The sequence below is a fragment of the Syntrophomonas sp. UBA1041 genome, from assembly GCF_002316705.1.
Classification (GTDB): domain Bacteria; phylum Bacillota; class Syntrophomonadia; order Syntrophomonadales; family Syntrophomonadaceae; genus DTU019.
The window spans coordinates 66,475-91,008 of record NZ_DCEA01000038.1; the positions used below are offsets into that span (position 1 = coordinate 66,475).

Below are 24,534 nucleotides of genomic sequence, written 5' to 3' on the forward strand. Positions count from 1 at the left end.
TTCCCCCAATTCACCCCTTCAAAACCATGCTGAAGGGAGTTTAATGCCTGATTTTTTCAGGTCTCTCATATAGTTGCCCTTACTGCCGGCCGTCGATCACATCGACCAGGCGCTGTACCCCCTCCGCCAGGGCTTCATCCTCCAGCGAAAAAGTCAAACGGATATGGCCGGCTCCCCCCGCTCCAAAAGCCGACCCGGGAACAACCGCCACTCCATGGTCTAATAGCAGATCCACTATTTTTTCATCATCTAAGCCATGAGGCAGTTTGGGCAACAGATAAAATGCGCCCTGGGCGTTTTCAGTTCTGAGGCTCTTGGAAGCGGATAGAATATTCCAGGCTATATCGCGTTTTCTTTGCAGGGTGCGGATCAGTTCTTTAGAATAACTTTCAGGTGCGGTCAATGCCGCCAGAGCAGCTTTTTGAATAATGGTTGAAACATTGGTGCAGCTGTTCTGGACTAATATGTCATAATTTTTGGCGATATGCTCCGGGGCAGTCACCCAACCGATACGGAAGCCGGTCATCACAAACCCTTTGGAAAAGGTGTCGATAACCACGGTGCGATCGCGTAATTCTGTATAGTAAGAAAGCGACTGGTGCTTAAAGGGCTCAAAAACAACCCTGGCAAATATCTCGTCGGAGACGATGGTCACGTGAGGGTGTCTCAACAAAACTTCGGCAATCTCTGCAGTGTTCTCAATCAATTGTCCATTAGGCCTTTGGGGGGTATTGAATACGACCAGTTTGGTTTTGGGGGTAATGAGCCTATCCATATGCTCGACATCCACCCGGCGGGGATCCTCAAATCTTAAATATTTGATAACCGCCTTCTGGTACCTGGCCCAGAATTCATCGGGCGGATATCCCGGGTCAGGCATTATCACCTCGTCGCCGGCATCCAGGAAGAGCAGGAAACTCGCCGCAATAGCAAACTTAGCCCCCGGGGTGACAATGATTTCTTCCGCTTTGGTGTCCCTTCCCCGGCTGCTCATTTCTACGGCCAATGCTTCTCTGAGCTCTGGAATGCCGGGGCCTGGTGAATATCTCACCTTTCCGCTCTTCACCGAGTCCCTGACGGCCTCAATGGCCTCCTCAGGCGGTTTGAATTCAGGCGAAATGTAGTCTCCTTTCTCCATGTGTATAAATTTTTTGCCCAGCTCCCTTTCAATTTTCTCGGTTTTCCTCATTGTCGACCATTGAGGCGGAAGCTCAAAGTGCGCCAATCGTGTGGTTTCCATAAGAACATCCCTTCTTTTTTAGAATCTCAAATTTTATAAAAATATCCTTTTATCCGTTCAACTGCGGCAGCAACAGGCTCCTTATCCTGGAACGCAATATCTTGCCGGTCGGTGATTTGGGGATTTCGTTTACATAAATATACTGCCTGGGCCGCATAAAGCGGGGAAGACCGGAGGAGGCGAGGCAGAACTCATCGAGCGCAGCATCGTCAAGATCAAGGCTTGCGGGAACAATCACTGCGGTGATCTTTTCTCCCCACCGTTCGTCTGGAAGTCCCACTACCGCAGCGTCACTTACCTGCGGATGCGACAGCAGCACCGCCTCGACTTCCTGAGGGTAAACGTTCTCGCCGCCGCTTATTATCATGTCATCCAGTCTTCCCTTAAAAAACAAGTCGCCTTCCTCGTCCAGGCAGCCCAGGTCGCCGGTAAAATACCAGCCCTCTCTTATGGAACGCTCATTGGCGTCCGGCCGGTTCAAATACCCGCAAAAGGCCTGGGGGGAATCGGCTTGAACGATTATTTCTCCTACTTCCCCGGGAGGGACTTCTTCACAGGGCAAAACCTTTCTGGAAGCTTCCGCAGCTACGATCCGGATATGGCTGTGCAGTGCGGGCCGGCCGCATGAAGCCGGCTTGCTTCTCAGATCTGGATTAATAGTGATGGCATGCATTTCGGTACTGCCGTACTGATTGACGAAGACTTCAGGATTGATAGTCCTAAAGCATTGTTCGACTAAAGGCTGGGACATGGGCGCACCTGCAAAGGCCAGCTTTTTTATACTGCTCAGTCTCTTGGTATCGAAATCTGACTGCGCAGTGAGGTCATAATAAACCGTCGGTACCAGATAAAGTGCGGTCAGCCGTTCCTTTTCGATACAGTCCCTACAAAGCGCGGCATCGAAATTCGGCAAAACTACCGCAAGGCCATTGAGAACCACCATGCTCAGCAAACAGTGCAGCCCCATGGTATGGAAGAAAGGCATAACGCCCAGGGTCCGCTCGAATGGGGTCCAGCGGTGCTGGATAATCAAGGCCAAAGCGGCATAATAATCGCTGCGATGCGTTCTCTGTACACCTTTAGGCCTGCCCAGAGTCCCGGAGGTATATAGAATAGTGCCCACGGAGCCGTCATCTCGTGTGATTTCCGGCGGATAGCCGCGGGGATATGCTGTTAAGTGGCCAAAAGTCGTCTTTCCCGCAGTATGAAAGACCTCCATGTCTAGCGGAACAGCGGCAGCATTATGGCGGCTGGAGGGCAGGGCATTGATAACCTGGGCAGAAGTGGTTTCGTCGTGGAATATTAAGCGGATTTCAGCATCATTTAAGGCATGGGCTATCTCGGTATTTTTCCAGCGCGTGCTCAAGAGTACGGCGGTTAATCCGGCCTTATGAGCCGCAAAGTATGCGGTTATGGCCGGTTCGCTGTTTCTCGCACAAATGGCGATGCGTTCCCCGGGTTTGAGGCCGAGTCTCCTCAATCCCCAGGCAACCGAATTGATTCTCTGATTCCATTCTTCATAGGTAAAACGCCTGCAACCATCAATAATTGCTTCAGCTCGAGGATAACGTTGGCTGGCAAGCTCAATTACCGTAGCCAGATGCATCCAGTTACTCCTCCTGCAGTGAAAATAGAATATACATCATACTATTCATATCAGTCTTAACTGTGTTCATTAATAGCATCTGATTAAGTAAATATCACAGGGAGAAAGGAGGGCGAAACAGAAACCGCCCCAGGAATGGCCCGTCAGCTCCAAAGAAAGTTCCCATCCCAATTCAACAAAAGCTTGGCATGTCAGTTATATTAAACCTGCCATCTCACCAGCGAAGATGGCAGGAGTTTGCAGATTACTGTCGAACCATGACATAGTGAAATAATTATCGAAGTGACCGCAAAACCCGATTATAGCAACTCGTGACGACAGCGTATCCAAAGATAAAAGCACTGGCCAAGTGTAGAGATTGGTATGCGCTGTTTCCCTCAAAAGGTTAATCGACCAGGTATACTTGGGCTGAATGAGGCCCGGACGCCCCGGTTCGGCATGCGGTTCAAATGAGGAGGAGAGATGGGAAAATGAACTACGTTGAAGAGTACAGCCGCAAGCTGGTCAGTGCCGATGAGGCCGTGAAATGTGTCAAATCAGGTGACAGCGTACTATATGGTGAGTTCGTTATGATCTCGCAATGGCTCGATGCCGCCCTGGCCCGGCGTAAGGAAGAATTGTTCGAGGTCAAGGTACGCGTTACTACCTGCCCGTTTGCTCCCCAGGTGGTGCAAGTGGACCCTGAACAGGAGCACTTCATCTATAGCGACGTGCATTTCAGCAGCGCCAGCCGCAAGCTGCACGACCAGAACCTGTGCTATTACATCCCGTTGCACTATCACGAAATGCCTTCCTGGTATACCCGCGGGTTCATACCGATTGATGTGGCTATGCTGAAGGTCGGGCCCATGGACAAGCACGGATTTTTCAATATTGGTGCGGCCAATTCTTGCACTCCTTATATAGCCCGCACCGCCAAGATCGTAATCGCAGAAGTGAATAATTCCGTTCCCCGCTGTCTGGGGGGCAATCTTGAGATGCTGCATATCTCCCAGATAGACTATTTGGTTGAGGGAGACCACCGTCCCTTGTTACAGCTTCCCGAAATCAAACCCAATGGGACAGACCAGAAGGTGGCGGAAATCATCGTCAATGAGATCCCTGACGGAGGCTGCCTGCAGCTGGGCATAGGCGCCATGCCTAATGCCATCGGGGCTATGATCGCCGATTCCGATTTGAAAGACCTGGGCGTACACACCGAAATGCTGGTCGACTCTTATGTGGATATGTACGCAGCGGGGCGAATCACCGGACGGCGTAAACAGCTGGACAAGGAGAAGATGGTCTATACCTTCGCCATGGGCACCAATAAATTATACGATTTCCTGGATAACAACCCGGTCTGCGCCAGCTTCCCGGTGGACTATACCAATAACCCCGATGTGATCAAGAGGAACGATAATGTTATGGCCATTAACAACGCCATCGGGGTTGACCTGTATGGCCAGGTATGCTCCGAGTCCTCCGGGATTCGCCAGATCACCGGAACCGGCGGGCAGCTGGATTTTATCATCGGGGCCTATGAAGCCAATGGCGGCAAAGGCTTTATCTGCCTGAGTTCCACCATTGCCGGCCCGGACGGGAGTCTCATTTCGCGGATTGTCCCCACCTTGCCGGTAGGCGCGGCTATAAGCGTACCCCGGAACATCACTTCTTATGTGGTCACCGAATACGGCATCGTCAACCTGAAGGGCAAGTCTACCTATGAACGGGCTGAAGCCCTGATCAGCATCGCCCATCCGCAGTTTAGAGAAGAGCTGGTCAAGAGCGCAGCGGAGATGAAGATATGGCGCCGCAGCAACCGGATTTTATAAAGGCCTCCGATTTTGCGGGACAGAATTTTATGTATGGAAGCAACATCAGGCAAAGAATAAAAAGCAACGGTGTATGGGGTTAAATCATCCGCCATACACCGTTTTTTTACTGAGAAAAATACTGTAACATTCACCCCAGGTACCATAAGAACATGATAATGACTGCAATAAAGCCCAGGGCATAATAGTCGCTTCTGCTGAAGGCCAGTTCGCACAGGTAGGTTCTGGGGCCGGGCCGATACCCCCGCGCTTCCATGGCTTCCGCCAGTTCATCGGAGCGCCGTATGATGTTCAATGTTAAAGGAGTTGCAAGGTATACCGTCAGACGAATCTTATCAAGCGGGCTTCCGCATCTGAAATCGGCGCCCCGGGCCGCAGAGGCTGTTTGTATCTGCTGCAGTTCGTGCTGCAGCAGGGGGATGAATCTCAAGGCCATACTCACCATCAGCGCTATATTGTGGGAAGATATCCTCACTATCCTTAAGGGCCTTAAGAGGTGTTCCAGACCCATGGTGATTTCAGTGAGCGAGGTGGTCATGGTCAGGAGCGAGGCCGCCAGGATGAGCAGCACAAATCTGAATAATTGAGATGCCCCCAGATGAAGCCCTTCATAGCTGATCTTGATTGAATAGGAAGCCAGGGGCGCCAGGGGAGTGCCCGGGGTAAACAATATATAGACCAGGAACAGCATCATAAAGAAAGGCCATACCGGCCGGGTTGTGCGGAAAAGCTCAAACGGACCTATTTTCCCCATAAGGGCGGCCCCCAGGATCAATGCCCCCACCATAATCAGGCCGGGAACCTCAATGTGGAGAATCACCGGGCTCAAGGCCAGCACCGCGATCAGTTTAACCCGCGGATCGCTTCTATGCAGCGCTGATTCATGGTGTAAATACTGCCCTAAATCATGCATAGCCGCCTGTCCTCCGGGGCGCATAGTCTTCGTCAACCGCTGCTTCATGCGTAAGCCAGGAATTTATCTCCCCGGCGGCATCATCAACGGTTATGACCGGTTTCCCGGGGGTATGTCCGTATGCTTCCAAACTGGCCATCAGTTCCACTATGACCGGGGGAGCAAGGCCCATCGATTTCAGCCGCTCCCTTTCAGCCAGGACCTGGAAGGCGGGACCGTCGGCGACGATTTGCCCGCCGGCCATCAGCATGACCCGGTCAGCCCGCAGGGCCTCTTCCATGTTATGAGTGACCTGGATAACTGTAATATTCTGATTTTGCAGCTTTTTCAGTATAGCCAGGACTTTCTCTTTGCTGTTTGCATCCAGGGAGGAGGTGGCTTCATCCAGAACGATGTAGCCAGGGTCCATTGCCAGCAGACCGGCCAGGGCCAGCAATTGTTTCTCCCCGCCCGATAATGTGACTGGCGCGCGTTTCTCAAAACCGCTCAGGCCTACCATCTCCAGGGCTTTGCTCACCTTCAGCCGAACTTCGGCAGCGGGCAGACGAAGGTTACCGGGACCGAAGGCCACATCCTCTTCTACGCTCATTCCTACTATCTGATTGTCCGGGTTCTGAAAAACCATGCCCACCTTGCGTCTTATCTCGGAATGATTACGCTGTTCATGGCTTTTAAGGCCGTCGATGGAGACCTCACCCCCGGTAGGCAGGAGCAGGGCATTGAGGTGCCTTATCAGGGTGGTTTTGCCGCAGCCGTTGGGTCCGATGAGGGCGATATGTTCGCCTTCCCCTATACACAGATTAATGTTGTGCAAGGAAGGCGCCGTTTCCGGCTTATAAGTATAGCTTAAATTCTCTATTCTTATCATGAACTTATCCCCTAAGCGGAAGCTTATTCTTCAGCTTGACGGTCAGTATCGCGGCCGCCAGGAGTTTAATTGCCTCAGCAGCCGCGAATGGCGCCACGCCCACCAGTATGGCCTTCAAGGGGGGCAGGTGGGCGACCAGGGAAAGCTGAACGGTCCCCACGGTGTAAATCACCAGATCGCCGGCCAGTATAGCCATGGCGGTATAAAACAAACCGGCGTCTTTCCGGGCTTCCATTATTCTGCCGATGACATATGCCCCGGCGATGAAACCGATGAGATAGCCTCCGGTAGGTCCGAACAAAACCCCCAGACCGGCCTTGCCGCCGGCGAAAACCGGCAGGCCGATAGAGCCCAGGAGAACATATACAACCTGGCTCAGGGCCCCGGCGTAACCGCCCAGCAAAGTGCCGGCCAGGGCGGTAAAAAATGTCTGCAGGGTAAAGGGGACGGGCTGCAGGGGAATCACTATAAATGCCCCGATGGCGGTCATGGCCCCGAACATGGAAGCGTAGACCATTGAGCGCAAGGAACTAGAAGCTGATGAGGACATATCCAGGCCTCCTGTATGATAGGTTTAAAAATAATATAGTATAAGCCTGGAATTATTGTCAACCAAATCAGGTCAATAAGGTTAACAATTATTTATGGTTGTCACGGGGGGCTTTCAAGAATATCTCCCCGGACATTACATTATGGATATTGCCCATAACGTCGCGAACCGTCAGAAAGCCGTTGTTGTCGATATCGATAGCCCTGCCGGCAGTCACGCCGTTGACGCTGTCAAGCTTTATATCCCGGCCTATCACTACAGACAGCTCTCTGAATCTCTCTAAAATTAGGGAAAATTCTCCGCCGGTTAGTTGCCGATAGCGCTTCTCCAGTTGCAGCAAGAGTTCCTGCAGCAGTTTGACCCGGGAAACCGGATGTTTAACTTCTTCCCGGGTCGAAGTGACGGCATCGCGAAATTCCTCGGGAAAGTCCTCGACCCGTTGGTTGACATTCAAGCCGATGCCGATAATGATATATTCTATGCCATCCATATCAGTTACCGCTTCGGTCAATATACCCGCGATTTTACGCCCGTTTATCAGTACATCATTGGGCCATTTGATGCCTGGCTTTAAATCCAGCTGCTTCTCCAGGGTCTCTGCGACAGCCACGGCGATGGACGGTGTCACCCGGGAAAGCTGGTTTAGGGACAGGGGCGGCCGCATAATCAGGGACATGTAAATGCCCTGTCCGGGCTGGGAATGCCATGCCCGGCCTCTTCTCCCGCGTCCTGCGGTTTGCCGTTCCGCCACCACTATCGTTCCCTCGGGGGAGTTTTTGGCAGCCAGTTCTTTGGCATGGTTGTTGGTGGAATCTATCTCCGCAAAATAGAAGTAATTCTCCCGCCCCAACACTTGTGTTTGCAATCCGGAGACAACTTCCGCCGCAGATAGTATATCCGGCACAACGGTGAGGCGGTATCCCTTTTTGGGAGAGGTCTCTATTGCGTATCCTTCCGCTTGCAAAATCTTCACCTGCTTCCAGACCGCAGTCCTGCTCACCCCGAGTTCTTTGCTCAGGGCCCCGCCTGACACCCATTGACCTTGCTTTTCTCTTATGGCCGCCAGGACCGCTTCGCGCTGCATCATTTCCGCCTCCTATGTCAACGATATTTATTTATTATAGTAACATTAATAGTTGAAACATACCCAATTCTACCAAGTGAATTTTCTAAGGAGCAAGACCAATCCTGGATGGTTTGCCGGCAAATCAGTAGTTTGCGCACGGGTTTTTTGAGAAACGAATCGTATTGTTCCCACATCCGTCAAAGCGTTATTTATCTCCGGCCCACAACAGATATATAATTAGAAATGTATACCAAAATACGGGGGGAATATATTTTGCATTGCTACAAAGCTGAAAACAGGGGGCTCGATCAAGAGATATTTGAACTCCTGTGCGACCAGTACCACCGTCAGCCCTGTCATCAGGCCATGGGGTTTGAAGTTACTTATCTGGGCAAGGGAATCGCCGGTCTGAGGATGGTCACCGACCTCAGGTACACCACCAAGGGAGAGCGGGTGCATGGGGGGGCTATTGCCAGCATAGCTGATACGGTTATGAGTCTGGCGGCATCGACTTGCGGCCATATTTACAGGACTGCAGAAATGAAGCTCAATTATATAGCGCCGGTTTATGCCCGGACCGAGTTAAATGCTGAGGCCCGGGTGGTGCATCCCGGCAAGACCCTGGCGGTAGTGGAAGCCGAGTTTCATAACAGCGAAGGAAAGTTGATCGGCAAGAGCATGGGGACGTTTTTCAGGGACCCCCGAACACCGCTGGGTGAAGAAGGCGATCAGGTTTAAAGAGTTGGGCCTGAGAAGATTTTGCGGGAGACAAAACGGAGGGCCGGGATTGAGGAGCATGATGCTGACTGTTTCTCATAGCGGCCCTCTTCTTATTTACTACCAGCGGGCATGATAACCGCGCACATCCACATGGGTGAAACTGGAATAGCGTCCCAGCCCCCCGTCCCCGAAAATGGTTTCGGCCGCATTGGCTACGGCGGCAGGGGCAACGCTGACCTGAATGTCAGCTGCGGTATTATACATATGCTGCGAATTGGCAGCGGCTCCTGAAAGCCTGCTGTTGTGCACCGGACAGCGATAACCTGAAGTCACCCAGATGGGGACTGAGCCCAATTTCACATAAAGGGCTTCGAGCCTCAACAGCAGGGCTTTGGACATCCCGCGGCCCAGGCTGCCGCAGTGGCGGCATTTGAATTCCCAGGGAGCGAAATGATCGGTCTGCAGGTAAGGGCTGAAAGCAGGTTGGCTGGACCAAAAAGCGATTTGATCTCCAGTGGTATCTCCCACCACGCCGTCGATAGGAAGGCCCGAAGCCGACTGAACTCCCTGCACTGCCTCCAGGGTATACGGGCCGAACCTGCCGTCAACACCGGTGGGACCCAGATAAAACCCTAAAGAGGCTAATTGTTTTTGCAGCTGGACGACCTCCGGGCCTGAACTGCCATATTGCAGCGTTGCGGCTGCGGCTGCCGGAATGAAATCGAAGGAGAAGATAGTGGTGAAACATATCAACAGGGCGAGTATTATACGTACTTTTTTCATGTATGCCTCCTTTTTGGCAGATATTCTAGTCCTTGCTACTGACACCAGTATATATATGGCTTTATTAAATTTGGACGCAGTTTAAATGATTTCAGTTCCCACCATAATTTGGCATGTTAACAGAGAGGAATTAATGAGAGGTTTGAATAGCAGCTTTTGTTTAGAATTAGTGGGTGGAGGCTTTGCAAGCATGAAGGATCATAATGGAATGAATGTAAACAAATGTAAGCAGCTTGTTTTTTAAGAGCTCTGCTTATGTACAGGCTCGATCTTAAATAACCGCTGCAACCGGTTTATTTTTAATGAAAAAATGCAGTGTATAAGAAATACCCGCCCATGCCGAGCAGAAACAGTCCGCATACGAATATTATGGTACTGTATACGCTTTGCTTGAGGAATCTCTGTCCGCCTGCTACCGAGACCGAAATCAACGTGTACCATAAAAGGTCGGACAGAATGTGTCCGGTGTAAAACGATCCTACGCCTATAGTGCCGAAGGGTACGGCCAGCACTAAATAGCCCAGACCAACGGTAGCCCACCAGATCGACCAGAAGGGATTGGAGATACTCAAGAGTATGCCTATCAATACCGGGTGCAGATCATTGGAGGATCTGTTGGCATCATCCGTGGTTTTCAATTGGATTCTGCCCGCCCGGGCATCCCGGCTCATATTGTAGCCCAGGCATATAAGGAAAGAGCCGCCTACCGCCGCGATCACCGTGGTGACTTCAGCCCTGGTCAGGAAGGCCGATAACCCTGCCATCAGGGCTATGATAAGCAGCAACTCCAGCACCGCATGACCCAGAACTATCAATGGGCCGGCCTCCCATCCCCGGCGCGCGCTGGCAGCGATGGTGGCGGATAGGAGAGGGCCGGGCATCATAGCGCCAGACAGCCCGACCATGAAAGCGGTGGCGAATAAAGTGGCAATTGTCATTCGCAAAACTCCCCCGATGAGCGTTTAAATTATTCGGCTGGGCAGCTCCGTGTCTTGCCGATAAAAGGGGCGGCAGCCCGGACCATTCTGCCAGACCATAACCCGGGTGGGCCTCGCCATGTTTTAACTGCTTTTCCTGACAGTCCGGTACTGAAAACATTCCACAAAATCAAACATTAACCTGATGATATCAAAATCAGTATATTATGGCCATAAAAAGGAGGTGCTGTGAACTATGGCCAGGCACCTCCCTTGCGGATTCAGTCTCAGGATTCTATATCGCGGATATCAGCGTGGTATTCCTGCAGCGACTTAAGCCGGGAGGCGTTAGCGGTATTTCCCTTATAGGCCGCGATGCCTTTGACACTGGCCTGGGCCGCTGCCATGGTGGTGATGTAAGGCACCCGTTGTTTAATGGCCGACTTGCGGATATATGAATCGTCCGACTGACTGCGCTTGTCGGAGGGGGTATTGATGACCAGGTTGAGTTCCCCGTTGGTTATAGCGTCCACGATGTTGGGGCGGCCTTCATACTGTTTGTTGATTTCTGTAGAGTCAATACCCTTTTCTTGAAAGTATTTATGGGTTCCGGCCGTGGCCCTGATCTTGAATCCGAGCTTGGCGAATTCCCGGGCGGTTTCCAGAGCGGCGGGTTTGTCCTGGTCGGTCACGCTAAACAAAACCGTACCCGATAAAGGCAGGCAGGACTGGGTTGCTTCCTGGGCCTTGTAGTAGGCCAGACCAAAGGAATCAGCGATGCCCAGCACTTCCCCGGTGGAACGCATTTCCGGCCCTAAGAGGGGGTCTACTTCAGGGAACATATTGAAAGGGAAGACCGCCTCCTTAACCCCGAAGTGGGGCAGATGTTTGGATTTCAGCCGGCTGACCGAGTATTTTTGCCCGGCGGCGTGGGCCATCATGATCTCGGTGGCAATCCGTGCCATAGATATGTTGCATACCTTGGAAACCAGGGGTACGGTCCGGGAAGCACGCGGGTTGGCTTCCAGCACGTATACTTTATCATCGGCAATGGCGTACTGCATATTCATCAAACCTATCACATTCAGCTCTTTGGCGATCTGGCGGGTATATTTCTCAATGGTGTTCACGTGTTGGGCAGCGATGCTGATAGGCGGTATCACGCAGGCCGAATCTCCGGAGTGAATCCCGGCTAATTCGATATGCTCCATGACCGTGGGGACGAATGCATCCTCGCCGTCGGCGATGGCATCGGCTTCGGCTTCGATGGCATTGCTCAAGAAGCGGTCGATGAGAATGGGGCGCTCCGGAGTTACTCCTACTGCAGCCGCCAGGTACTGGCGCAGCATCTCTTCATCATAGACCACTTCCATGCCTCTGCCGCCCAAGACATATGAAGGTCTCACCATCAGCGGATAGCCGATGCGGTTGGCGATGGCCAGAGCCTCTTCAATATTGACTGCCATGCCTGATTCCGGCATGGGAATATCCAGCTTCTCCATAATGCGGCGGAAATGGTCGCGGTCTTCTGCCAGGTCGATGGTTTCCGGCGTGGTCCCCAGGATCTTTACCCCGGCCCTGGCCAGTTCTGCAGCGATATTGAGGGGGGTCTGCCCGCCGAACTGCACGATCACTCCCAGCGGTTTTTCCTTTTCGTAAATGCTCAGAACATCTTCGACCGTAAGCGGCTCGAAGTATAATTTATCGGAGGTGTCATAATCGGTTGAAACCGTTTCCGGGTTGCAGTTGACAATCACGGTTTCAAAACCCAGATCGCGCAGGGCAAAGGCGGTGTGCACACAGCAGTAGTCAAATTCGATTCCCTGGCCGATGCGGTTGGGGCCGCCCCCCAGAATCATCACCTTGGGGCGGTCGCTGGTTGCGGTTTGATCCGGGCTGTTGTAGGTGGAGAAATAGTAAGCCGCATTTTCAACCCCGCTGACCGGAACAGCTTCCCAGCCTTCGGCAACTCCCAGGAGAAGGCGGCGACGGCGAATCTCCGCTTCGGGTATATCAAGAATGGTCGCCAGGTAACGATCAGCAAAACCGTCTTTTTTGGCCTGGATGAGTAATTCGTCGGGCAGATTCCCGCCCTTATGCTTCAGCAGCTCTTCTTCAAACATCACCAATTCCCGCATCTGTTCAATAAACCAGGGCTTGATATTCGTCAGGCGGTACAGCTGATTGATGTCGGCCCCTTTGCGCAGGGCTTCATACATAATAAACTGGCGCTCGCTGGAAGGCTCGGCCAGCATGGAGAGCAGTTCGTCCAGGGGAAGCTGGTGGAAATTCCTGGCGAAGCCCAGCCCAAAGCGGCCTATTTCCAGGGAGCGGATGGCTTTTTGCATCGCCTCTTTATAGTTTTTGCCGATGCTCATCACTTCGCCTACGGCCCGCATCTGCGTACCCAGTTTGTCCAGGGCCCCGGGAAACTTTTCAAAAGCCCAGCGGGCAAATTTAATGACCACATAATCACCCGAAGGGGTGTATTTATCCAGGGTCCCATCCCGCCAGTAGGGGATCTCGTCCAGGGTCAGACCCGCCGCCAGCATGGTGGAAACCATGGCAATGGGGAAACCGGTGGCTTTGGAGGCCAGGGCTGAGGAGCGCGAGGTGCGCGGATTGATTTCAATGATTACCACCCGACCGGTTTTGGGGTCATGGGCAAACTGAACATTGGTGCCTCCGACCACTTCAATAGCTTCTACAACCGCGTAGGCGTAGTCCTGCAGCCTTTTTTGCAGTTCGGGACTGATGGTCAGCATAGGCGCCGCACAAAAGGAATCTCCGGTGTGTACCCCCATGGCATCGATGTTTTCGATAAAACACACCGTAATCATCTGGTTTTTGGCGTCACGGACCACTTCCAGCTCCAACTCCTCCCAGCCCAGGACCGATTCCTCGATCAGTATCTGTCCCACCAGGCTGGCAGCGATGCCGCGATTGGCGACTATTCTCAATTCTTCAATATTATATACCAGTCCGCCGCCGGTACCCCCCATGGTGTAGGCAGGGCGGATCACCACCGGATAGCCCAGTTCCTGGGCGATCTTTTCCGCTTCCGCGATGCTGTAGGCCGGTTTGCTGCGGGGCATCTCTATACCCAGCCGGTTCATGGTCTCTTTGAAAGCGATCCGGTCTTCTCCGCGTTCAATGGCGTCGATTTGCACTCCGATCACTTGCACCCCGTATTGCGATAGAACTCCGGATTTACTTAATTCCGAACACAGATTCAAGGCCGACTGCCCGCCCAGATTGGGCAAAACCGCGTCAGGCCTTTCTTTGGCAATGATAGCGGTGAGGCTTCTCACATTGAGCGGTTCAATAAAGGTGACATCGGCGATCCCCGGATCGGTCATGATGGTGGCCGGGTTGGAATTGACCAGTACAATCTGGTAACCCAGATTCCTTAGGGCTTTGCAGGCTTGAGTTCCCGAGTAGTCAAATTCACAGGCCTGACCAATAACGATAGGGCCGGAGCCAATAATCAGGATTTTGTTAATATCGGTTCGTTTTGACATCTTTTTCACTCCATATTTTCAGTAGATGGTATCCTTAAACGACTAGTTCTCTACTAAGCTTTCATTCTACCATATTAATGAATAAATAAATTGCATACATCTCTGTGCACTGAATACCTGCCCAAGTTTACAGCGACATTTTACGCATTATTAACAGGCATTTCCCATCTGTCTACAGAGCTTGGCTTAAACCCCATAAATACTATTATTTACAACGCCTCTGCGGCTGCGGCTTATTATATAATCAAGCTGGTAAGCTCTCAAGCAGCGGCATGATTATTGCATAGTATCTGTATAAAACTGCTATGAAATAGAGGGAGATTATGGAAAAGTTCGTACAAGTTATAGGGATCAACGAAGATAACTGTACCAATTGCCATCAATGCATTGCGGTTTGTCCGGTAAAAATATGTAGTGATGGCAGCGGGGAAGTAATCAAATTCAATAATAACCGGTGTATTGCCTGCGGACGCTGCGTTGAGGCCTGTATCAAAAGCCACGGCGGCAGTATTGAAAAGAGCGCCCGCTTCATAATTGACGATGCCGCTGAGTTTGCGGCCAACCTGGGGAAGCGGGAAATCGTGGCCTTAATTGCCCCTTCGGCAGCCAGCAACTTTGAATTGCCCAAACTGATCAGTGCCTTAAAAAAATTGGGCGTTCACAAAGCTTATGACGTATCGCTCGGTGCGGAAATTACGGTTGCTGCTTATCACCAGGCCATGGCTGCCGGCACCGTCAAAAGGCCGCTTATATCGACGCCCTGCCCGGCGGTGACAAGATATGTGGAATTAAGCCATCCCGGTTTGCTTGAATATTTGGCTCCAATTGGCAGCCCGGTTCACAATTTGGCGGTATATGCCGGCTCATTGCATCCACATGCGGAATTGGCCCTGATTTCGCCCTGTTTGGCCAAGCGCCGGGAGTTCCAGGACAGCCGAATAGTGAAATACAATGTTACCTATCAGCACTTGTTGAAAATCTTCGAAGAGCATGGTATCGAGCTGTCTAGTATGGAGGACAGTGAGTTTGACAATATAATACCGGCCGGGATCACCGCAAATTTCTCTACTCCGGGCGGACTCAAAGCGTCGTATTTGTACCATTACCCGGATACCCCGGCCAGCGAGATTGCCCAAATCGAAGGCCCTGCCATTTATGAACAGTATCTGGGCAACCTGGAGAGATATATACGCCGGGGAGACCAGCATCTGCCCTTAATAGTGGACGTATTAAGCTGTGAAAAGGGCTGTAATATGGGGGTAGGCTGCATAAACAAAAAGACTGTCGCCAGCGAATATCGGGTTGCCAAGCGCTCCGAAGAGAACATAAGCGACCCCGAACTTAACCGCCAGCGCGATGAATTTATCGCTGAACTCTTGAAAAACCATGATTTCAGCAATGGGCACTATCGTGACCTTACCGCTCAGATGCGGCTTGATATTCCCAGTGATGAACAATTGCAGGCAATATATCACGATATGCACAAAGCGGAGGAAAAAGATTTCAGGAATTGCGCGGCCTGTGGTTACAATTCCTGCTATTATATGGCGGTGGCCATATTTAATGGTTTAAACAAAATTCAAAACTGCCATCTTTATCAGGAAAAGCAATTGTATATTGAACAACAGGCTCTCAGGAATGTAAATGAAGAACTTATCAATGTTTTTGACACCATGTCCGATGGGGTTCTGGGCGTAGATAAGAACGGCCGGGTTTCACAATTTAATCCGGCAGCCCGACAAATAATCGGATACTCCCAGGAAGCCCTTCTGGGCGTGCATATTGTGGAATTGTTCAGCGGCAAGGCCCCTAAAACCATGAACCTGCTGCAGACCGGTGAAGCCTTCCATGACCAGGAGATAATGCTGAGCGGAAGCAGCGGCAAAGTCCATGCTGCCGCCTCGGGCATCCCCATCTTTGATGAGGATCAACAGGTCATAGGGGCCACAATAATCCTGAGACCGATCGCCCGGGTTCAGGAGTTGGTCAACAGGTTTACCGGCGCACAGGCCACTTTTACCTTTGACTCCATAATCGGCGAAGACAAGCTGTTGCGCAGGGCCGTCAAACTTGCCATGAAGGCTGGAGGCAATAATTCCACAGTGTTATTGCAAGCCGAGAGCGGCACCGGCAAAGAGGTTTTCGCCCAGGCCATTCATAACGTGAGCGCCCGTAAAAACGGTCCTTTTGTGGCCATAAACTGCGCCGCACTGCCAAGAGAACTGGTGGGCAGCGAGTTGTTCGGTTACGTTGAAGGGGCTTTTACCGGGGCCAGGCGCGGAGGACGCCCCGGAAAGTTTGAGCTGGCCAATCACGGCACCCTTTTGCTGGATGAGATCGGCGACATGCCTTTGGAACAGCAAGCCGTCTTGCTGCGGGCTCTGCAGGAAAAAGCTGTTCTGCGTGTGGGAGGAGACAGCCCTATCAAGGTGGATGTAAGGATCATTGCGGCAACCAACCATAACCTCCCGGAACTGGTCGACCAGGGCCGGTTCAGGGTGGACCTTTACTACCGCCTCAATGTGGTCAGGATTAATATTCCCGCACTGCGGGAGCGCCCTGGCGATATTCGATTATTATTCAATCACTTCCTCAAAGAAATGTCAGGCCGGACTGGCCGCCGTATAATCTCTGTCGATGATGCGGTTTACAATTATCTGGAGGCTTACCAGTGGCCGGGCAACATTCGGGAATTGCAGAATGTGGTGGAAAGAATGCTCCTGGTTGCCGATGATTCCCGGCTTACTATAGATCATCTTCCCCGGGAGATCATAAAAATGGAGGTTGATACCGCGGTCAAGCGCCAACAGTGGCTGGACAATAGCAGTGTCGTGCCCCCGGGATATCTGGGGGATCGCCATACCCGTAAGCTGTTTGCCCTTGAGCAGGAAAAAAAGCGGATCATTCAGGCTCTGGATATGCACGGCGGCAACATCAGCAAGGCTGCTATAGAGATGGGCATTTCCCGCAGCACACTGTATCGGAAGATGAAGGAATGTCAGATAATCAACTAATAGCTGGACAATTGTAGCAAATCTGTATCATTTTTCGACACATGTCTAATAAATGATGCAAATTTGATACACATTACCGCAGCAGTATTTTTCGACCTCTTCTGGTATAATGGACCAGCGCCCCAATTTGGGGCGTTTTTGCTTTTGCATATTATGAAATACTTTTTGCTGTGAAGTTGGCACATAAGTTGCATTATAATTAGACATCAAGATTCTAAGCTTGAAACCTGTGTAAAATCTAACCTTTTGCCTACTTCTACGGGTGATCAGGGCGAACCTTCAAAATTCCCCCCTGAATCACCCGTTTTTTATTAGGTTTGAAATTATCTGGACGGCTAAAATCTAAGCCAGACCCGGCTATAAAATTCTGTATCCGATGGAAAATGCTGCTAGTATTGACATGCTCCTACTGTATACAGTATACTAAAACGTAATAGGTACCCAGCCGTGAGGCCGGGTACCTAATTATTATGGAATGATGATTACCATTAAATGTATGGGGAGAGGGAGGGTTTCGAGTGGTTCAGCGTGCGATTAAACCACAAACTTATGAGAACCTGCTGCGTCACCTGGTAGCGGTTGAAGAAAACCGCAGTCAATGGGTACATGACTATTTCCCACAGATTTCTCCAGAGCGCAAACAGGTGGTAAACCTTTTGGATCTCTATGTCAGGCAGCTGGAGGCATTCCTTGAGAATTCTATTCGCTCTGAAAAATCAAATAACGAATTGCCGTTTGTCATTATGGGCAGCCAGGTGGAGCTTATAAATCCCGAAACCGGAAAGAGGCAAATATTGGAGATCCTGCCGTTGTATGAAGAGCGGATAAAAAGCCATCACATTTCCATACTTTCCCCCATGGGAAGTGCCTTGCTGCTGAAGAGCAAAGGAGCCTCTGTCACCATAAAAGCACCCCGGGGAGATATTAACTGGCAGATAATTTCCATCAAATATCCTGAAAATTCCACGCCTGGACAATAGAATATTTGGATAGCGGCCTTCTATGTAGGGGTATATTGTATACATTAAACGATTTTGCGCACAATTTGGCGCCTGAGTTATATAATTGGCATAGTCAACCAAACCCGAATATGCTACAAGGAGGAAGCAGATTCAAATGAGTGAGACAAGTTACAATCCCTTTGTTAACGCCCAGGCACAATTCGACCGGGTTGCTGAGATAATCGGCCTGGATGAAGCAACCCGAGCCCTTTTGCGGCAGCCGGCCATGGAATATCATTTCCTTATCCCTGTGCGCATGGATGATGGCAGTACCCAGGTTTTTCAAGGTTTCAGAGTTCAACACAATGATGCCCGCGGCCCGGCCAAAGGCGGCATTCGCTTCCATCCCCAGGAGACTGCTGACACGGTTCGCGCCCTGGCCATGTGGATGACCTGGAAATGCGCCGTGGTCGACATTCCGCTGGGAGGCGGCAAAGGCGGAGTCATTTGTGACCCGCGCAATCTGACCAAAAATGAACAGGAAAGACTGTGCCGGGGATGGGTCAGGAAGGTAGCCCGCGATGTCGGACCGGATTTGGACGTGCCTGCTCCTGACGTGATGACGAATGCCCAGCATATGCTGTGGATGCTGGATGAATTCGAAACGATTCATGGGGGAAGATACCCGGGCTTTATTACCGGCAAGCCGGTTGGATTGGGCGGTTCTCTGGGCAGAACCGAAGCTACCGGTTATGGTGTGGTCTATACTGTGCGTGAAGCCTTAAAAGAAATGGGGATAAAACCCGAGGAAACCTGTGCCAGTTTCCAGGGCTTTGGCAATGTCGCCCAGTACGCGGCCGAATTATACAGCAAGATGGGCGGTAAGGTCGTGGCGATTTCCTGCTGGGACAACACCGACAAGAAATCCTACACTTTCAAATGTGAAGACGGCCTGGACAGCGCCAAACTGATGGAAATAACCGATGCCTTCGGCAGCATAGACAAGGAAAAGGCTAAAACAGTAGGCTGTGAAATCCTTGACGGCAATGCCTGGCTGGAGCAGGATGTCGATATACTATTCCCGGCCGCTCTGGAAAACCAGATAACGATTGAAAACGTACATAAAATCAGCCCGCGGGTTAAAATGATAGTAGAAGGGGCCAATGGACCGACCACCCCCGATGCCGATGAGGTTGTCAAAGCAAGAGGAATTTTCTTGATACCCGACTTCCTGGCCAATGCTGGCGGTGTCACCTGCAGTTACTTTGAACAGGTGCAGTCCAACGCCAACTACTACTGGGAGAAGGATGAAGTCCTGGCCAAGCTGGATGCCAAAATGACCGCCGCTTTCCACGCTGTAAATGATCTGGCTAAAAAGCACAATATGTTTATGCGCGATGCCGCTTATGTTATAGCCATCAACCGTGTAGTGCAGGCCGTGAGAATGAGGGGTTGGGTATAGGAAAAAAGGACAGGGGATTGCCATGCGGGATAGTGACTTGTTAGACGAACACTCCATTCACATCCTCAAGGAGCGGGCCAAAGAACTCAATTGCCTCTATCAGGTTGATGAGATTCTAAACAATCAGCGCCTCTCCCCGGGGGAAATGCTTGCGGGGGTCATTGAAGTTATTCCTTCTGGCTGGCAATACCCTGAGGTGTGCGAGGCCAGAATCCTCTTCGACAGCAACAGTTACCAGACTCCGGGTTACTGTAAGTCAAAACTGCTTTTGAACTGCCCCATAAAGATAGACGATGCGATCGTGGGCAGCATAGAGGTGGTCTATACCAAATCGGTTCCTTCCAGTGAGGAAGGGACCTTTCTGGACAAAGAACGCAAACTGATTCAAACGATAGCCGAACGAATTGGCCAGACCCTGTTTCACCGCCGCCTCAAACAAGTCCTGCAGGAATGGAACCGGCCTCGCCTGGGTTTTACCGAACGTCATTTAGAACACGAGTGGATGGTCATTTTGGACTTGCTGCGCCGTACCGATCCGGATATGCTTCTGCATGTGAGCCGCAAGATGATCAACCACTTGTACTGGAACGGGGTCGCCGAAGCCGGAAACCTGCTCAATGACTTCAGCCCGGGGTGGCAGGACTCATTCAGCCGCGGGGAGGTCAATTACCCCAGTGCCCGGGTGCCTCTGGGCAATGTGAACACCATTTGCGAAAAGACCTTTCAAATCGCCGCCCGGCATTTCAGCGACCAGGAAATCTCACTGCGCTTGAACCGCTGGATTCAAGAACAAAAGGCCTATGATCTCATCAAGACCGTGGACCGCATCGACACTTCCCTGGGGGAAATCGTTGAGGCCATAAAACGGTACCGCAATATCGCGGGGGAGAGCAATATGCTCTATTCCGCCACCGAGCGCTGGCTGGAAGTGGCCTTGATAAGAAGATTCTTATCCGACAACCTTGACTTCATCCGAGTGGCCAAGCAGTATATCGGTATAAGCCAGTTTTATGAGGTGGTCAAACGCCTCATTTACCCGGAGGAAAGCCACGGTAAAATCGGGGGGAAGAGCACCGGCCTGTTTCTGGCCCAGCAGATTCTAAAAAGAGAAAGCCACAACCACCCCCTACTGACCGAGGTTAAAATCCCCCGAACCTGGTGCATTACCACCGATGAACTCACCGAATTTCTGCATTACAATAATTTAGAAGGACTGAACGAGCAGAAGTATAAAGACCTGCAAGAGATCCGCATGGATTACCCCAATATCATTCAGATGCTGAAGAACGCCAAGTTTCCACAGGGCATCGTCAAGAGCCTGGCTATGGCCCTGGACGATTTCGGTGATGTGCCCTTGATCGTCAGAAGTTCCTCCTTGTTGGAAGATCAGATGGGAGCTGCTTTCTCCGGCAAGTACAAAAGCCTGTTTCTGGCCAACCGGGGCAGCAAGAAGCAGCGCCTGGATGCGCTGATGGGGGCTATAGTTGAGGTCTACGCTTCAGTCTACGGTCCCGATTCGATCCGTTACCGGGCCGAGCGCGGGCTGCTGGATTTTCACGAAGAAATGGGAATCATGATACAGCAGGTGGTAGGGAAGAAGATGGGCCCTTATTTTATGCCGCTTTATTCCGGGGTCGCGGTAAACAACAACGAATTTCGCTGGTCGCCGCGCCTAAAACGGGAAGACGGTTTGATCCGTCTGGTGATGGGTTTGGGAACCCGGGCCGTGGACCGTTTGAGCGACGATTTTCCTTTTTTGATCGCACCCGGTCAGCCTGATCTGCGGGTTAACATAGTCCCTGAGGAGATCAAGTACTATTCACCCAAGAAGGTCGATGTCATCAACCTGGAGACCAATAGCTTTGAAACCGTACCCATTGCTGAGCTGTTAAAGCATTACGGCCCTGAAATACCCTTCGCACACCATCTCCTGTCAGCCTATCGCGAGAACTATGTGGAATGCTTGAATGCCTTCCAGATCGACTTCGAAAAAGAGGATCTGGTGGTTAATTTTGAAGGTCTTATTGCCGGCACGCCGTTTATAAGAAAAATTGGCCAGATCCTGCAGGTGTTACAGGAAAAGATGGGAACTGCGGTAGACATCGAATTTGCTTCAGACGGCCAGGATTTTTACCTTTTGCAGTGCCGCCCCCAGGGATTTGGGGAAGACGCTGTTCCGGCGCCCCTGCCCCGGGATATACCTAAAAACAAGATTATTTTTACTGCCCAGCGCTATATAACCAACGGCTTGGTGCAGAATATCTCCCATGTGGTATTTGTGGATCCTGAAGCCTACAGCAGACTGCAGAGTTTGACAGAGCTGGTCGATGTCGGCAAAGCGGTAGGCATGCTGAACGTTATGCTCCCCCGCAGACGATTCATCTTAATGGGCCCGGGTCGCTGGGGCAGCCGCGGGGATATCAAAATGGGCGTGCAGGTTACTTATGCGGACATCAACAACACCGCGGCCTTGATCGAGATCGCTCGCAAGCGTTCCAATTATGTTCCCGAATTGTCCTTCGGCACGCATTTCTTTCAGGACTTGGTGGAAGCCAATATCCGTTATATACCCCTTTATCCTGATGATAAGAACGTTCAATTCAATGAAAAATTTCTGACTAGATCTCCCAATATCCTGGCTCAGCTTCTGCCCGGCTACAAGCATCTAGAGGAGGTCATAAGGGTCATCGATGTGATGGAGGCCAGTCGCGGCAGTATCTTGCACATTAATATGAATGCCGAATTGGGAGAGGCCCTGGGTTATCTGGGGGATGCCACCAGTGGGCCCCTGCATGAGTCCCCGGATTGGTCGCATCTGGTCGAACCGCTGCCCCGGACTGAAGGCTATCGCTATGATGACCGCTATTGGCGCTGGAGGCTGTATATGGCGGAGCGTATCGGTGAACAGCTTGATGGAGAAATCTTGGGAGTAAAAGCGGCTTACATAATCGGCAGCACCAGTAACGGCACCGCTGGTCCGGGAAGCGATATTGACCTGATAATCCATATTGATGGAGACAGTGAAAAGTGCGGCTTGTTGAAGCAGTGGCTCAACGGTTGGAGTCAAGCCCTGGCAGAGATGAATTACCTGAAGACCGGCTATACATGTGAAGGTTTATTAGACGTCCATCTTATTACAGACCGGGATGTTGTCCAAAAAACCAGTTTTGCCGCTAAGATCGGGGCCATAACCGATCCGGCTTTACCGCTCAAACTGAAGAGCCAGCAAGTCTAAAACCCTCCCGGGGTCGCCACTTAGAGACATGCTTCTGCTCAGGGCAGGAGAGCGGGCATCTTGTTTTGGTACTATTCCATAATGTCCGGTTGAGGGGGCGGCATTGAATAACATAGAGCCCGGAATATGATTTTTTAACTGTATAATCACGATTCTATTTGAAACGCCTGATAATCAAGGGCGTTTTATTTTATCTATGATAAATGTTGAAATAACTGTTATCTTGCTATTTTTAAGAGAGGAATAACCGGCCCATTGTAGAATATGATTATATGTAATAAAAAATATAACATATAGTTATGTGATGGGAGGTATGGGTTTGGATCGGAACAAATGGTTTGTATTGGGGACCGGGTTGATTATCGGCGCGATTGCAGTCACCCTGGTCAAGTTGGGGAACCCGGCTAATATGGGTTTCTGTATCGCTTGTTTTGAGCGGGACATCGCCGGAGCGCTGGGTTTGCACCAAACCGCTACAGTGCAGTACATGCGCCCTGAAATCATCGGCCTGGTATTGGGAGCCGCTTTGACTGCTTTATTTGCCGGCGAATATAAAGCCCGGGGGGGTTCGGCTACCCTGCTGCGCTTTTTCATGGGAGTTTTTATGATGGTAGGAGCCCTGGTATTTCTGGGCTGCCCGCTGCGTGATATTTTGCGCATGGCTGGCGGAGACTATAATGCTTTAGTCGGATTGATCGGTTTCATTTTTGGGGTTGGCAGCGGGGTATTTTTCCTGAAAAAGGGTTTTGACCTGGGCCGGGCCAAAATCAGCAGTTCGCCCCTCGGAGGATGGGTGATGCCGGTCCTGATGCTGTTCTTCCTCTATCTTTTGCTCAAGGGCACGATATTTAATCAGGCAGCAGGTGGACCGCTGTTCTTCAGTCAAAAAGGCCCCGGCAGCATGCATGCTGCTCTTATGTTCAGCCTGGGGGCCGGAATCATAGTGGGATTCCTGGCCCAGCGCAGCCGCCTGTGCTTGAGCGGAGGCATAAGGGATTTCATGTTGATCAAGGACAATACTCTTTTGTTAGGATTTATCGGGATATTTATCGGGGCGCTGGCTTTAAACATCGGTTTTGGATACTTTAAAACCGGTTTTGCCGGGCAGCCCATCGCCCACAGCAATCACCTCTGGAATTTCCTGGGTCTATATCTGGTAGGTTTGACCGCCACCTTGCTGGGAGGCTGTCCTTTGCGCCAGCTGATCTTGTCCGGACAGGGCGATATGGATGCTGCTGCAGTAGTGATAGGCATGATCGTAGGGGCTGGTTTCATTCATAATTTCGGTTTGGCCAGTTCAGCCATGGCAGCAGCCACGGCTGCAGCCCCCGCATTGATCGGCGGACCCAATTTGTTCGGGCAAATTGCCTGTGTGGCAGGAATTTTAATTATGCTGGTAATCGGTTATACATACCGTGAAGAATAGGGGGGATTATCAGTTGGAAAAGCTGGATGTACGTGGGCTAAGCTGTCCCATACCGGTAGTGAAGACCAAGAAGCTGATCGACCAGGGCCTGGCTGAGCTCCAGATTGTTGGCGACAGTGCGGAATCAAAAGAAAATGTCGGCAAATTGGCCAGATCCTGCGGCTATACCGTGGTCATGAATGTGGACCAGAAAAACAACTGGGAGATGGAAATAAAGAAATAACCTTGAATGAGAATGAGTAGTGCCTTTTACAAAAAGGAGCGGTTCAAGTGGCCGCTTCTTTTTGTCATCTGGGCACAAAGTCAAATACGAGAGAACCCTCCAACCGTCCCCTATTGCCCATATAAGAAAAGGCGGGGGAAAAAACCCCCGCCAGGATGATTCCTTATTAGGAGCGGATTTAGGCCGCGGTTGTTTTGTCTTTTGCCACCGGAGCGTCTTTTTTCAGGTAGGAGTA

17 protein-coding genes are annotated in these 24,534 nt (G+C 51.2%); 8 read left to right on the top strand and 9 right to left on the bottom strand.

From position 1 onward, the window contains the following. Positions 1-79: 79 nt before the first annotated feature. Complete coding sequence (locus B2633_RS06530) at positions 80-1,240, bottom strand: pyridoxal phosphate-dependent aminotransferase (protein ID WP_483169840.1); 1,161 nt, start codon at positions 1,238-1,240, stop codon at positions 80-82. A gap of 49 nt (positions 1,241-1,289) precedes the next feature. Then, entirely contained in the window at positions 1,290-2,846 is a 1,557-nt protein-coding gene (locus tag B2633_RS06535) for a class I adenylate-forming enzyme family protein (protein WP_483169841.1), read from the bottom strand. A 470-nt stretch (positions 2,847-3,316) separates the two neighbouring features. Between B2633_RS06535 and B2633_RS06540 the strand changes: the two genes are divergently transcribed. Further along, the gene (locus B2633_RS06540; RefSeq protein WP_483169842.1) at positions 3,317-4,660 is read left to right on the top strand and encodes an acetyl-CoA hydrolase/transferase family protein; all 1,344 of its coding nucleotides are present in this window, start codon (positions 3,317-3,319) and stop codon (positions 4,658-4,660) included. Positions 4,661-4,790: 130 nt separating this feature from the next. Here the strand turns inward: B2633_RS06540 and B2633_RS06545 are convergent, their stop codons facing one another. The 4 genes from B2633_RS06545 to B2633_RS06560 all read right to left on the bottom strand — a co-directional run bounded on the left by B2633_RS06545 (position 4,791) and on the right by B2633_RS06560 (position 8,078). Next, the gene (locus B2633_RS06545) at positions 4,791-5,573 is read right to left on the bottom strand and encodes an energy-coupling factor transporter transmembrane component T family protein (protein WP_483169843.1); all 783 of its coding nucleotides are present in this window, start codon (positions 5,571-5,573) and stop codon (positions 4,791-4,793) included. Then, positions 5,566-6,441: an ATP-binding cassette domain-containing protein gene (locus B2633_RS06550; protein ID WP_483169844.1), complete on the bottom strand. Its 876-nt coding sequence runs from the start codon at positions 6,439-6,441 to the stop codon at positions 5,566-5,568. The genes B2633_RS06545 and B2633_RS06550 overlap by 8 nt, the downstream gene beginning before the upstream one ends. A 4-nt stretch (positions 6,442-6,445) precedes the next feature. Continuing rightward, positions 6,446-6,991, bottom strand: coding sequence for a biotin transporter BioY (locus B2633_RS06555; protein WP_483169845.1), 546 nt, complete (start codon positions 6,989-6,991; stop codon positions 6,446-6,448). Positions 6,992-7,079: 88 nt separating this feature from the next. Continuing rightward, on the bottom strand, positions 7,080-8,078 hold the full coding sequence (locus B2633_RS06560; RefSeq protein ID WP_483169846.1) for a biotin--[acetyl-CoA-carboxylase] ligase: 999 nt from the start codon (positions 8,076-8,078) through the stop codon (positions 7,080-7,082). 252 nt (positions 8,079-8,330) lie between these two features. On the opposite strand from B2633_RS06560, the gene B2633_RS06565 reads away from it, so the two are divergent. Continuing rightward, positions 8,331-8,795: a PaaI family thioesterase gene (locus B2633_RS06565; RefSeq protein WP_483169847.1), complete on the top strand. Its 465-nt coding sequence runs from the start codon at positions 8,331-8,333 to the stop codon at positions 8,793-8,795. A 99-nt stretch (positions 8,796-8,894) separates the two neighbouring features. On the opposite strand, the gene B2633_RS06570 is transcribed toward B2633_RS06565, so the two are convergent. From B2633_RS06570 to carB, 3 genes are all read right to left on the bottom strand, one after another. Next, positions 8,895-9,560, bottom strand: a complete 666-nt coding sequence (locus tag B2633_RS06570) for a D-Ala-D-Ala carboxypeptidase family metallohydrolase (RefSeq protein ID WP_483169848.1) — start codon at positions 9,558-9,560, stop codon at positions 8,895-8,897. Positions 9,561-9,859: 299 nt separating this feature from the next. After that, a complete protein-coding gene (locus tag B2633_RS06575; protein WP_483169849.1) occupies positions 9,860-10,498 on the bottom strand; it encodes a LysE family transporter in 639 nt (212 codons plus the stop codon). 266 nt (positions 10,499-10,764) lie between these two features. After that, entirely contained in the window at positions 10,765-13,998 is a 3,234-nt protein-coding gene (gene carB, locus B2633_RS06580; protein ID WP_483169850.1) for a carbamoyl-phosphate synthase large subunit, read from the bottom strand. 323 nt (positions 13,999-14,321) lie between these two features. Here carB and B2633_RS06585 point away from each other — a divergent pair, with 323 nt between their 5' ends. From B2633_RS06585 to B2633_RS06610, 6 genes are all read left to right on the top strand, one after another. After that, positions 14,322-17,012, top strand: coding sequence for a sigma 54-interacting transcriptional regulator (locus tag B2633_RS06585; protein WP_483169851.1), 2,691 nt, complete (start codon positions 14,322-14,324; stop codon positions 17,010-17,012). A gap of 518 nt (positions 17,013-17,530) precedes the next feature. Next, positions 17,531-17,992 (top strand): GreA/GreB family elongation factor, encoded by a 462-nt coding sequence (locus B2633_RS06590; RefSeq protein WP_483169852.1) that lies wholly within the window; start codon positions 17,531-17,533, stop codon positions 17,990-17,992. A gap of 136 nt (positions 17,993-18,128) precedes the next feature. Further along, positions 18,129-19,415 (top strand): Glu/Leu/Phe/Val family dehydrogenase, encoded by a 1,287-nt coding sequence (locus tag B2633_RS06595; protein ID WP_483169853.1) that lies wholly within the window; start codon positions 18,129-18,131, stop codon positions 19,413-19,415. Between the two features lie 22 nt (positions 19,416-19,437). Then, on the top strand, positions 19,438-22,650 hold the full coding sequence (locus B2633_RS06600; RefSeq protein WP_483169854.1) for a PEP/pyruvate-binding domain-containing protein: 3,213 nt from the start codon (positions 19,438-19,440) through the stop codon (positions 22,648-22,650). A 313-nt stretch (positions 22,651-22,963) separates the two neighbouring features. Continuing rightward, complete coding sequence (yedE, locus tag B2633_RS06605; protein ID WP_483169855.1) at positions 22,964-24,076, top strand: YedE family putative selenium transporter; 1,113 nt, start codon at positions 22,964-22,966, stop codon at positions 24,074-24,076. Then, the gene (locus tag B2633_RS06610) at positions 24,066-24,299 is read left to right on the top strand and encodes a sulfurtransferase TusA family protein (RefSeq protein WP_483169856.1); all 234 of its coding nucleotides are present in this window, start codon (positions 24,066-24,068) and stop codon (positions 24,297-24,299) included. Before yedE ends, B2633_RS06610 begins: the two co-directional genes overlap by 11 nt. Positions 24,300-24,534 lie beyond the last annotated feature (235 nt).